At 44.8% G+C, this 12,639-nt stretch carries 9 protein-coding genes and 1 pseudogene; 7 read left to right on the forward strand and 3 right to left on the reverse strand.

The genetic code is table 11. The annotated features are described in order from the left end of the window. The 7 genes and pseudogenes from FUT79_RS11870 (at position 1) to pyrE (ending at position 7,278) form a co-directional block, all read left to right on the forward strand. Positions 1-1,197, forward strand: coding sequence for a hypothetical protein (locus FUT79_RS11870; RefSeq protein ID WP_148878928.1), 1,197 nt, complete (start codon positions 1-3; stop codon positions 1,195-1,197). Positions 1,198-1,488: 291 nt separating this feature from the next. Continuing rightward, a complete protein-coding gene (locus FUT79_RS11875) occupies positions 1,489-3,939 on the forward strand; it encodes a hypothetical protein (RefSeq protein ID WP_148889701.1) in 2,451 nt (816 codons plus the stop codon). Positions 3,940-3,997: 58 nt separating this feature from the next. After that, positions 3,998-4,279 (forward strand): transposase, encoded by a 282-nt coding sequence (locus FUT79_RS11880; RefSeq protein WP_024752184.1) that lies wholly within the window; start codon positions 3,998-4,000, stop codon positions 4,277-4,279. After that, a pseudogene (locus tag FUT79_RS11885) lies at positions 4,261-5,193 on the forward strand (IS3 family transposase); the annotation flags it as partial. The gene FUT79_RS11880 and the pseudogene FUT79_RS11885, both read left to right, overlap by 19 nt. Positions 5,194-5,466: 273 nt before the next feature. Then, entirely contained in the window at positions 5,467-5,778 is a 312-nt protein-coding gene (locus FUT79_RS11890) for an iron-sulfur cluster-binding protein (RefSeq protein ID WP_024753221.1), read from the forward strand. Beyond that, positions 5,775-6,671 carry a dihydroorotate dehydrogenase gene (locus FUT79_RS11895; RefSeq protein WP_024753220.1) on the forward strand — a complete coding sequence of 299 codons (897 nt, stop codon included), beginning with the start codon at positions 5,775-5,777 and terminating at the stop codon, positions 6,669-6,671. Before FUT79_RS11890 ends, FUT79_RS11895 begins: the two co-directional genes overlap by 4 nt. Before the next feature lie 25 nt (positions 6,672-6,696). After that, entirely contained in the window at positions 6,697-7,278 is a 582-nt protein-coding gene (gene pyrE / locus FUT79_RS11900) for an orotate phosphoribosyltransferase (protein ID WP_002696868.1), read from the forward strand. Positions 7,279-7,689: 411 nt separating this feature from the next. Here pyrE and FUT79_RS11905 read toward each other — a convergent pair whose 3' ends face one another. The 3 genes from FUT79_RS11905 to alr are packed head-to-tail and all read right to left on the reverse strand — an operon-like array spanning position 7,690 to position 11,977. Then, a complete protein-coding gene (locus FUT79_RS11905; RefSeq protein ID WP_148879153.1) occupies positions 7,690-8,511 on the reverse strand; it encodes a flavodoxin domain-containing protein in 822 nt (273 codons plus the stop codon). A gap of 36 nt (positions 8,512-8,547) precedes the next feature. Beyond that, a complete protein-coding gene (locus FUT79_RS11910) occupies positions 8,548-10,902 on the reverse strand; it encodes an ATP-dependent DNA helicase (protein ID WP_244951094.1) in 2,355 nt (784 codons plus the stop codon). Next, the gene (gene alr / locus FUT79_RS11915) at positions 10,838-11,977 is read right to left on the reverse strand and encodes an alanine racemase (protein WP_024753216.1); all 1,140 of its coding nucleotides are present in this window, start codon (positions 11,975-11,977) and stop codon (positions 10,838-10,840) included. Before alr ends, FUT79_RS11910 begins: the two co-directional genes overlap by 65 nt. Positions 11,978-12,639: the final 662 nt, after the last annotated feature.

Below are 12,639 nucleotides of genomic sequence, written 5' to 3' on the forward strand. Positions count from 1 at the left end.
ATGAAAAAAAACCCGATAGGGAAACGATTAAAAGAGTATACCGCAAGCGCCATCAACACCGGAGGCGAAGTGTATGAAAAGATTATGGCAAGTGGAAAAGAGCACGCGGAAGAGCAAGGGGCAATTGAAAATGCGCTTTGTCAGTTATTTGATTTTATCGATTATTATCGGCAACCTGAAATCTTTAACCATCAGGGAACGCATTTATTAAAAGGGCTGAATTTTTTTTCAGGGCTTAAAAAAAGCCGGCAAGAACCATACTCATCAACAAAACATAAATACAAAGCGATGATGATACGGGTTGATGACGATGCGCCGCTTGATACGGTATGGGGCACCAAATGGAATGCGGAGCATGCGCTGCGGTATTACTTTAACAATGATGATTGCTTTGTGATGGAGTTTACCAACGAACAAGAAAAAAACCTTTTAAAAAATCAATTTATTTCTGACGGGTGGCAGGTTGACGGATTGCCGGTAGAAAAAAGCCCGCATTTAAATGATCAGGCAAGCTTGGTAAACGTGAACGGCATTCGCATGATAAACAACACCGTATTACAAACCGCTCAGGCGGTACGCATAGCGAAAGGCATTTACTCACTGCATTTTTTTATTCGAGGAGCAATGCGAAACAGCAAAGGCGTATGGCAGGGAAAACTCAATCTAAAAATTGTGCGGAAAGACGGTGCGGCAATTTTTACGAAAACCTACAGTTGCGGCATGCATTGGGAAAACATACAGGAACACCTGTATTTTGAACAAGACGGGGAATACGATTGTATCTTTACGTGCGAAAAAAACGTTGACATTGATTTTATCAACTTATTTCCGGAAGTACCGTATCCATCACTTTCAATACTGATTGGGCACGGCGGCATGCGGGATTTATTTTCAATCTTTTTTGCGCCGCACGTAGCGGACCCGAAAGATAAAGACGATGAAAAAAACTTTAAGGACAATGAGTTTATTGTCTTTGATTTACTGGACAAATACAAATTTTGGTTTCCGTTTGCAGATGACTCGGAAAGCAAAAGAGAACGGCTGCGGCTTAAAATTGATTTTAACGACAAACACTGGGGCTACTGGACGGAGGACATCCGCTGGCTTGATTTATTATACGTGTCGGCACTGCTTGACTCCTTACTACCGGTTGGTGTTAAAGTATTTACGATTATTTCCTCACGGAGGGGAAGTTAAAAGATGCAAAACAAATCGTAAAAAAAAATTATAAAAAAGAGAGCGACACGGCGCACGGGCGAACCCTTAGAATTTTTACCTATGGTTCGCCAACGAGTTTAAAAGCTTCAATTTTATAAAACAGTGTTGATGCTTTTAAACATCGTTTAGAATTGAGCACGGGCGAGCCCTTAGAATTTTTACCTATGGTTCGCCAACGAGTTTTAAGGCTTTAATTTTACAGTTTTGTAAGGAATTCAGTACAAAACAGTATACGAAAAATACAAAGAACAAAACAAACGGGAGGTTGTTATGGCGTTCAAAGACAGAAAGGTACTAACAACGGTAAAGGTTAATCCATATGAGATTGCAAAAGCAAGCGATATGGAATTCGGATTTAGGAGTATTCTCGACAATTTCAGCATGCTGCTTAATGCTATCGGGGCAACACACACGCCGCTTGTCGATGAGGCGGGATTTAATAATAGTAACGAGCTTAAGTATGTCGGGAAAAAAGAAAAAGATTTTATTATCGGCGGCGGCTTAGTTGATGCGGGCAATAAACAGCTGCGCCTTTTGCCGATCTTGGCATTTAATAATAAAATCGGGCTTTTAATCAGTGATGGACTTGATAAAGATAATAAGCCCATCGAGATAGAAATAGGCAGCGGCTCAGGCAGTTTTATTCTCACGCATCAAGAAGATTATTTGTACCGAATTGAAAGTGTGTATATCGGCAATGCCAATACGGGAGAAGAGACAAGCGGCACAACGGCGAATATAAAAAAGAGCGATCCGATATGGGATGAGTTTCAAACGGAATGGCGGGGAAGTTACCGTGTCGGCGAAAACGATACTATGCAGGTAAGTACCTTTAACAAGCGGCAAAGCCAAGCGGTACGCTTATTTGTTGATTTTGGTGCACTGGTACCCCGCGCAGCTGATGCCAGCGCGAATATACCCGACGAGCGCAGCATTTGGAGCGAACGGGTAAAAATTGCCGAAGTGCTGGTATGTTTTAAACGGAACGAAACAAATTGGATTTATGAAATGCAGCCCATAACAAAAGACGATGTGCGCTTTGTAACCGCCCGCTGCTATTTTGACTGGAGAGTGCAAGAAGAAGTCATAGAAAAAGCAAAGGCGGCGGATTCGGTTTGGGTACAACATGCAAAGGTGGCAAAACCAAACCAGAATGCACAAAACCAGAAAGCCGAAGAAAAACGGATTGCAGGCATAAACCTTGACAACAAAGCATGGCGGGCGGAGCATTATAACTACCGCTGGACGGCGGAACACACCCGCACCTACCGGCTTGGCAGCATTGCCGAAATCAATGAGCAGCTCTACAAAATGCACAAGTCTGACGGCGACATAAAAGAACGAGTAATACGGCTTGACCATATCAACCTACGCCCGGAAGATCCAAACGCATTGCGCGCCGAAAAAATCCCGATTGACCTTGTCGGCAATGCGGATATTCCGCTGCCGTATAACAAGGAAATAAAATCCTACGATGATGTCAAAAAAGGCTTACGTGCCATTGCCGAAACATTGCGGGGAGATTTGATACCGGTCGGACCTGATGACGGAAGCGGAAACAGTGATATCTCCTTGCCGCATAATAAAAAAATAGAATCAAAAGAGAATATAAAAAAAGGCTTACGTGTCATTGCCGAAACACTTATTGCGGCGGATGAAAAAACTAATACGGTTAACACAACACTCAACAAAAAAATTGATACGGTTAACACAACGCTCAACAGCAGGATTAACAGAGTCGGCGAAGTTTTAACCAACCACATAAACGCTACCAACGTCCACAGCGCAACCAGCGACCCAACCGCCCACCGCATTGCCATGCGCGACGGTAATGGTAGAATGCAGGTTGCAAGCACCGACAAAAACTCAGGCGAAAGCATTGTAAACGTCAACTTCCTTACCAGCGAATGGAGCCCCGATTTTGTCATGAAAGTACTGCGTACCAAACTCATCACCAACCAACAGGAATTCGACCTCTGGGTAGGACAAGAAAACCCGAACGAAATGTATACTTTTGTCTACTTAAAAGGAGAATTTAGATCAAAACAAACGATCGACCTTGTAAAAATAGGAACAATGGAAGTAACAGGATATCCGGCGGCAAAGATATCAGCATATTCTGAACGTAGTGGGCGCAGTTTTTATACAGGAATGAAAGGAGATGGCAGTGATCGGAAAGTAATGAATATTAATCTATTATCGAATGACAGTCGGAATCTCTACTACAACTGTAGGCTCGGCATTGAGAAATGCACCTGTATTAACTGTATAGTTGATATATACAGTAGCGCAGGGGGTCGTGATGAAATTGTCGGATTTTCTGAAAGCACTTGTATAAATTGTACGGCTGATGTGAGCGGAGCAAGTGGCTATGATGGAGATAAGAACATCCGTGACGGAACTTATGGTTCTGGTGCTATCGGTTTTTACAAATGCGACAGTGAAAACTGCACCGCAACCGTACAAGGTGGATACGGCGGCAAGGGTTTTGGAGGCAATGAAACATGGAGTGACGGCGGCAATGGTGGAAACGGTGGCAATGCAATCGGGTTTAGCTATGGTTCTGTTAGCAACTGTTCTGTAGAAGCAAGAGGCGGATCGGGTGGAGACGGTGGAAGGGGTAGCCGTTTTTCAGAAATAAATCCTATTCATTACAGTGGATGGGATGGTGGGCATGGTGGCTCTGGAGGAGATGCGAAAAGTTATTATGGAAGGATATAATAAACGTACAGTCAAAAAAGCCCCTAAGGTATATAATAGGGAATAGTAGGAGGATACTATGCGACGTTATAGTCAAGAATTTAAACAGCAGGCATTACAACTGTCTGATGAAATCGGCACAAAAGAAGCGGCGAAGAATCTCGGTATTTCATACGGGACGCTGACCGATTGGCGAAAAACGAAAAATCGCTATAAAGCAAGCGACGGAGCTGCAACGGCAAAAGCTATCGTTTTGGATGAGCGAGAGAGACAGCTCCAACGCGAAATCAAAGAGCTCAAAGAAGCCAACGAAATCTTGCAAGGCGCACTCGCTTTTTTCGTGAAGGGCTGGAAGAAGTGAAAAAAAGCACTATCTTTGCATATATTTTTTACACGTATGAAAATGCCGACGGCAAAAAAAGCCATCCGGTTTTGTCGATATGCAAAGCGTTAGGCGTCAGCGAAAGAGGCTATTACAAATGGAAACAAAATCGTAATAAACCGAAACGCTGGCAGCTTCTTCTGGCCGAAATACATAAGATTATCGAGGAAGATTATTACAATGATAATTATGGCGTTGTGCGAATGGTGAGCGCTCTTAAGCAGCGAGGCAATCCCAAGTCGTATGCGACGGTACGAAATGCCATGAAAAAGGGAAATCTCCTGCATGAAAGCCGCAGAAGTCCTGACGGACTTACCAAAGCGGATAAAAAAGCGCAACGACCTGAAAATTTAGTAAAGCGAAACTTTTATGCATCAGAACCGGATACACTCTACTTCACGGACATAACAGAAGTTCCCTGCGCTGACGGAAAATTATACATCTGTCCGATGTTCGATGCCTGTGGCGGAGAGATTGTCTCGCTTGCGATGGATAGTAATATGAAAAAAGAGTTGTGCATACGAGCACTAACCGAAGCGTTTGAAATGAGGCAGCCTGGAGCCGGAGTCATAGTTCACAGTGATGCCGGAAGCCAATTTACAAGCATAGCGTATAAACAAACGCTTGGAAAATTCAAAGCTATCCAAAGCATGAGTGATGTTGGAAAATGTTATGACAATGCGCGCATGGAAAGTTTTTTTGCAACACTAAAGAAAGAACTTTTATATAGAATCGATACAACAAAGATGATGCGGGAACAAGTGAAAACGCTTGTATGGCAATACACCATGGTCTATTACAACCGGAAAAGAATCAGTACGGTTAATGAGGATGGCTTACCGCCGACATTGTATCGGCTGAAAGTCACAAAGAAAAAGAATGGAGTGGCTTGAACATACATTTAGGGGATAAAAATACTGAACTGATATTGACATTTCCACTGAACAAGTGTCTTCTCTTCCCTCTAGCGGCGGGGTGCAGGGGTGCCGTAACGCCCTGCATGCGAAGCATAAGCCAGTAAAACCATGCGTAGCATTAACGAAAAAGCCGGGGTCTAAAGGGCAGCGCCCCTTAATGCGAAGCATAGGCAGGTCTAAGGGCTGCCCAAGCCCTTAATACAACGCATCAGCGGGGTTCAAGGGGCAGCCAGAACCGCCCCGTATTTCTTGGAAGAATTATCCCCCTATGCGGAAAAGATTCATGTAGCAACGGAGGACGGCTCATACGGCAGCAAGGGTTTTGTAACGGATATTTTAAACCCAAAAGATTTTGATTTAATTTTATGCTGCGGGCCGAACGCAATGATGCAAAGCGTAAAAAAAATCCTCAACGATACTCCCGCCCTCTTTTCCTTGGAAAGTCACATGGCATGCGGAATCGGTGCCTGCTTAGCATGCAGCGTCCGCACCGTCGAAGGAATGAAACGGGTGTGCCGCGAAGGGCCGGTTTTCCCCGCAAAGGAGGTATGCTTCTCATGATGAAAGTTGATTTATGCGGCATAGAATTAAAAAACCCCGTTATCGCCGCCTCCGGCACCTTCGGCTTTGGCAGAGAGTTTGAAGAGTATATTGATTTAAGTCTTTTAGGCGGCATTTCCACTAAGGGACTTACCCTTGAAGCACGCGAAGGCAATCCGGGCATTCGCTCGTTTGAAACACCCGCCGGAATGATGAACAGTATCGGTTTGCAAAACCCTTCGGTTGAAGTGTTTATGCGCCACGAGCTGCCCTATATGGAAAGCTTGCACACGGAAATTATCGCCAATGTCGGCGGAAGCAAAATTGAAGACTATGTGCAAAGCGTCACCCTTTTGGAGAACACCTCCATTCGCATTATTGAGCTAAATATTTCCTGCCCGAATGTAAAAGAAGGAGGCATGGCATTCGGCATCAAATGCGAAACCGCATACCAAGTAGTATCGGCGGTGCGGAAGGCAACCCGCAAAAAACTGATGGTAAAACTTTCCCCCAATGCGGAAAACATACGGGCAATGGCGGCAAGCTGCGTGGAAGCGGGTGCGGATATGCTTTCGTTGGGGAACACCTTTAACGCATTAGCAATCGACATAAAAAAGCGCAAGCCGGTATTCAATAATATCACAGCGGGACTTTCAGGCCCCTGCATTAAACCCATTGCCCTGCGCATGGTGCGGGAGGCGGCAAAGGAAGTTGATGTTCCGGTTATCGGCCTTGGCGGCATTATGAATTGGCAAGACGCGATAGAATTTATTATGGCGGGAGCCGCCGCCGTCCAAGTAGGTACGGCAAACTTTACGGATCCGACCGTAATGCTAAAAATCATTCGGGGAATCGAGCAATTTATGCACGATGAGGGAATTAAGGATTTATCCGAAATTCGCGGAATCATATAAAACAAGATAGCAAGGAAGAACATTTATGACGGACACTTATATGGAAGAGAATTTACAAATTTTGCAGGACTGCGAGGCGGTACTTCAGGGACACTTTTTATTATCATCGGGTAGACACAGCGACGGCTATGCACAATGTGCCAAACTCTTAATGTACCCAGACAAGGCGGCTCAGGTTTTAAGCGGCGTGGTGCGAAAACTAAAAGAACTCAAAATTGACAAGGTTATCGGCCCCGCAATGGGCGGCATTATTGTGGCATACGAAATCGGAAGACAGTTGGGCGTGCCCGCCATGTTTACCGAACGCGAAAACGATGTAATGACGCTGCGCCGAGGTTTCACAGTTGAAAAAGGCGATCGCATTCTTATCACCGAAGATGTCATTACCACCGGCAAATCAAGCTTGGAAACTATCGAAGCCCTGAAAGACTTCGGCGTGGAAATAGTAGGCCTTGCCGCCATAGTAGACCGCCGCAACGGCGCCGACTTCCCCTATCCGGTGTATGCCGCATTGGAATTTAACGTTACCTCCTACACACCGGAGGAATGCCCGCTCTGCAAAAAAGGACTGCCGCTGGTAAAACCGGGCAGCAGAAAAAAGTTTTAAACCAACTCATAGATTTAGTTTTGCCATGGACGGCAAAATCAGAACGGGCACGGACGCCCGTGGTTCCAAACAGACAGGTTTGGTTTTGACACGGACGTCAAAAATCAGAACAAATTCAAACGATGGTTAAAAACTACCACGCCAACATACATAGGAGTTTTTAAACTCGCAGCACTGATTTAATCAAGGATACTAAAAATCAGGGCGTGGCGGTGGTTCCAAGCAGACAGGTTTAGTTTTGCCATGGACGCAAAATCAGAACAAATTCAAACGATGTTTAAAAGCATCAATACAAAATTGTAAAATTGAAGCTTTTAAACTCGTTGGCGAAGTTACAGTAAATTTTCAAAACTTCGCCCTATGGTAAGTTTACTCACCGTTGCGCCGTGTCGAACTCTTTTTTTATGCATCTTATACAAAGATTTCGGATGCGGCGGGGGCGGTGTAGTTTTTTTCGAGCATTGCCTTGTGGGAGAGAAAGGCGGGGTCGTCAAAGGATTTTGCACCTGTGTGGCAGTAAACCAGACAGGCTTGGCATTTGATGCAGATTCCGAATACATTTGCGGGGTCGTCTGCCGCGATTGAGCCCATCGGGCATACTTTAATGCATACGCCGCAGCGGTCGCATTTTGTCATGTCGGTAATCGGTTTTGCTTTTAAAAAATTGGTAGGCTGCCCGTCCAAACCGAGCGGTTTGTAATAGCCTTCAAGTTTTTCGTTGCCTCGTACCGCAAGGGCGGGAAAATCCGTTTGGGTTTTCAGTTTGTCCAAAACGGCGGTGCATAAATTGTTCAGAAGGTCAAAATCGGTTTTGTCGGGTCTGGTTAACGCAATGTCTGCAAAAGCGTGTTCGCAGACAAAGGCGCCGGCGCCGATTACCCGGAAATTATTTTTTGTCAATTCGCTTTGCAGCTCGGTAAGCGAGTTGTCAAAACTTCTGTTGCCGAATGTTACCAAGGCAACCGTGAGTGCTCCGTTCCCCTGAAAAAGCTCTTGCACAAAAGGCAAAACTTTATTCGGGATTCTTCCCGCATAGGTAGGAGTGCCGAAGACAACAAGGTCTTCAGCGGAAAACTGCCTGACCGCAGTATGGTTTTTGGGAAGGGTAAAGTCGTCCGTTTCGAGCGGAACCGCAAGATTGTCCGCAAGATTTTTTGCACACTGCAGTATAATGTTTTTTGTTTTTCCCGTTGCGCTGAAAAAAACCGCTTTTACCTTTTTGATTGTTGCCATAATTTACCTCCGCATTTTAACACCGGTAACATAAAACTAAAATAAAAAGTTCTCTATATTATAAAGTATATTTTTAAAAGAATCAAAACATTGACGAGTTTCGGGAAGGCTTGTGATAAAAATTTGCCCGTATCGTTTAGCGATTATCCGCTTGTCCAAAAGGGTTACAATGCCGCGGTCTGATTGGGAGCGCATAAGCCGCCCGAATCCTTGTCTGAATTGAATAACCGCCTCGGGTACACTGAGACTCATAAAGGAGCTGCCGCCCGCCGAATCTATTGCATCAGCCTTTGCTTTAAACACTGGGTCGGTAGGAACCGAGAATGGGAGTTTTACCAAAATAACATGGGTTAAAGATTCTCCGGGAACATCAATGCCTGCCCAAAAAGATGTAGTGGCAAAAAGGCTGCTTGATACATTCTCTTTGAAAAAGTTCAGAAGGCGGCTGCGGTCATCTTCTCCCTGTTGTAAAATTAAAAGGTCGGTATCTTTTAAGGCTGCCCGCGCATGAGCGCATGCGGTTTTAAGCGATTCATACGAAGTAAAAAGCACTAGGGTTTTGCCGCCGCTAAGCTCAATCATTTCTGCAATTGCCTTGTTAATCCAGTTTTGAAATTCCTTGTCATCGGGCGGCGGCGCATCAATCGGAACATTTAACAGCACATTCCGCTTATACGGAAACGGAGAAGGAAAGGTTTTGGTTATCAGCGGTGCGTCAATCGGAAGATTTAAGCCGGTTCTGTTAAGCCAGTAGTCAAAACTTTCTCCGATTTTAAGCGTTGCCGATAAACAGATAACCGTCCGCATTGGAAAAAACACCGCATCGTGTAAAAGCGATGCAAGGTTAAGCGGCGTTTGATGAAAGCGCACCGTCTCTTTTTGTGCGCTTCTTATTTTCTCAATCCAAAACACTTTTTCAGAGAGTTTTTTCCACTGCTCAAAACTTTCCGCCGTTTCTTTTAGTTCACGAAAACGCCATAAAATAAGCTTTGCATCCTGTACCGTATCTTCAGATTGCTCATCATCACTGACTGTGTCAATCAGGGCGGTAAAATGCTGTATCACTATTTCAAGATTGCGTCGAACTGCGCTCAGCTTTTGGGTAAGCGCATCCCTTTGGTACGGCAGCATTTGCTGAAAACTTATCGCCCCCGACGAACAGAGCGGAAGTGCCTCCGAATCCAAAACAGCATAGGCTGTTTGCAATTCAAAAAGAGTTTTTGTAATTTCCGGAACGATTTCATCTGCGTGCGCAATGGTAATCAGCTTCGGTAAGACTCCGATCGGTTTTCCTTTTTTGTGGCGATAAAGGGCGTTTATCTGCCGCTGTAATTCAAATTGAGAAAATGTTTTAGAGAAAAAACTTTGCGCCGCATCTTCCATAGTGTGTGCTTCATCAAAGATGAGCCGTTTGAACGGCGGCAAAACGGCGGTTGTTTGGTAACCGTATCCTTCATAGCGAGCTGCGAGGTCGGCAAATAAAAGATGGTGGTTGACAATTAAAAGAGAGGCTTTGGCGGCTTCTTTTTTTAATTTCATCACAAAGCTGTCGGCATAATACGGGCAACGCCGTCCAAGACAGTTATCCGATTCGGCGCACACCTTTGCCCAAACCTTATCGCTCGGGACAAAGGGCATTTCTGCCTTGCTCCCGTCTGCCGATGTTGCCGCCCATGCTTGAATCTTTTTTATCTCATCATAGTCATCATTGAAAAGGTCGGGCTCCTGTAATGCCTGCATAAGGCGGCGTATGCAAAGATAATTATGCCTTCCTTTCAGCAACAGTACTTTTAAATCTTTTGCCTCTTTTCCGATAATTTTTTTTGCGGAAGGCAGATCCTTTTCCATGAGTTGCTGCTGCAAGTTAATGGTGCCGGTAGAAATTACCACCCGTTCCTTGTTTTGCAGTGCCCATTTTATTGCCGGAATAAGATAGGCTAAACTTTTGCCTACGCCGGTGCCCGCCTCAAAAACTCCGATTGAATCGTTATTAAAACAGTTTGCAATTTCTTCGGTTAAGTCAAGCTGCGCATGCCGCACCTCATAACGCTCAAAAAATGAGGCAAAACTTCCGGTCTCATCAAGGTACTCCACAATTTGAGCGGTATCAAGCGGAATAATTACAGGCTCGGAATCCTCATCGCTTTCAGTATCATAAAAGATTTCGGAACTTTCAACATCGTAGTCATTTACAGAGTCGTGATACGCCTCATCGCTGAAATCATTGAGCTCGCCGAAATTATCGGCATCGCGATAACCATCATCGCTGAAATCGTCAAAGGAGTTTTCTTCCGTGTCTGAAGGGTCAAAATGCTTGCCGAATAGTTTAGCCGAGTTTTTCATTGATATAAACCCGCGGAACGCGCTTATTGATATCACAGGTAATTTCATACGGAATAGTGCCGGCTATTGTTGCAAGCTCTTTTGCGCTGTTGTTTTTGACGCTGTTTTCCGATGGGCCGAAAATAACGGCGGTATCCCAGCGCGTAACGGTCGGCTCCGAACCGAGGTCAACCATGCACTGATCCATACAAATCCTGCCGACAATTGGATAAAAAGTATCGCCGATTCGCACTTTAAGTCCCGGAGAAAGAGCGCGCATCAAACCGTCCGCATAACCGATAGGCAAGGTTGCAATAAAGGTGTCCTTATCCGCATGCCATTTTCTGTCATATGAAATATCGCTGCCTTGAGGAGTGCATTTTATCAGTACCACCTGACTGACTAATTCCATAACCGGTTTGAGCGGTATTTTATCGGCAAGACAATCAGACGGAGGATACCCGTACACAATAATGCCGGGGCGCACCATATCAAATTGCGCCTCAGGATATTGGAGCACCGCCCCCGAATTTGCCGCATGCACAATTCCCGGGTCAATTCCTTTTGCCCGCAGCGCATCAAGTGTTTGCGTAAACAAGGCAAGCTGCTTTTTTGTATACGCGATATTTTCGGGGCTGACAGAGTCCGCAACCGAAAAATGCGTACAAACTCCTTCCAGCTTTAGGTTTGGCAGCTGCACAATTTCTGCCGCAAGCGTAATTGCATCTTCCGGCTTGCACCCGATTCTGTTCATGCCGGTATCTATCTTTAGATGTACCGCTTGCACGGTTTTCATTCGAGCCGCTTCTTCATTTAAGGCATGAATAAATTCGCTGTCAATAACTAAAGGATGAATATTGTATTCTATTATAGAATGAATCTCTTCAAGAATAGGCAAACTGAGTGAAATAATCGGCGCCACAATTCCCGCATCCCGCAGGTCAATCCCTTCTTGAATAGAGGCCACCGCCAAACTTGAAACGCCCGCACGAATTGCCGCAACCGCCACACGAAAAGCGCCGTGCCCATAGGCATCAGCTTTCACCGGCAAACAAATTTTCACCCCCGGTTTTAAACGTTTTTTAATCTCTGCAATATTATATTGTAAATTATCCAAATGAATAATAGCCTTTGTCGCTCTCATACTATACCCGCAATGAAATATCGATAATTTGCACAGTGTACCGCTTTGCCGAGAATTTTGCAATGGTACAGAAAATCTTTTGAAAGCGTTTTAACCGCCCTTTAACATGCTAAAAAGGCTTTTTTTTATTATACTAAAGCGAGTTTTGGCAACCCTTGACTTCTCCGATTGCCGATTAAGCAGTACAGCGTTTTGTAATTAAGATGCTCGTGTACTCATTGCGGCATTAACAATAGTTGCGTGCACATTCAGCATCACTATGGTAAATTGCCCACCCTTGCAAAATTCCAAACGATGTTTTAAAGCATCAACACAAATATATCAATCAGAACGGGCATGGACGCCCGTGGTTCCACGCAGCAGCGACGTTTTAAAAGCACAGACGCTTTCAAGTGCTTTTAAAACTCGCAGGCATAATTTTGCCATGGACGGAAAAATTATGCCGTGCGATGGTTCCAAACAGAAACGATGTTTTAAAGCAAAACTATTCGTAAAGCTTTAAAACTCGCAGGTGTAATTTTGCCATGGACGGAAAAATTACACCGACTCGTAGGCGAAGCGAAAGGAAAACAGGTAAAGCTTCGCCCTTGCGCCGTGTCGGACTCTTTTTTATAACAGGAAGCTTTAAAACTCGCAGGTTTCATTTTTTTCTTCGTTGTGAT

Source organism: Treponema phagedenis (assembly GCF_008153345.1).
GTDB classification, from domain to species: domain Bacteria; phylum Spirochaetota; class Spirochaetia; order Treponematales; family Treponemataceae; genus Treponema; species Treponema phagedenis.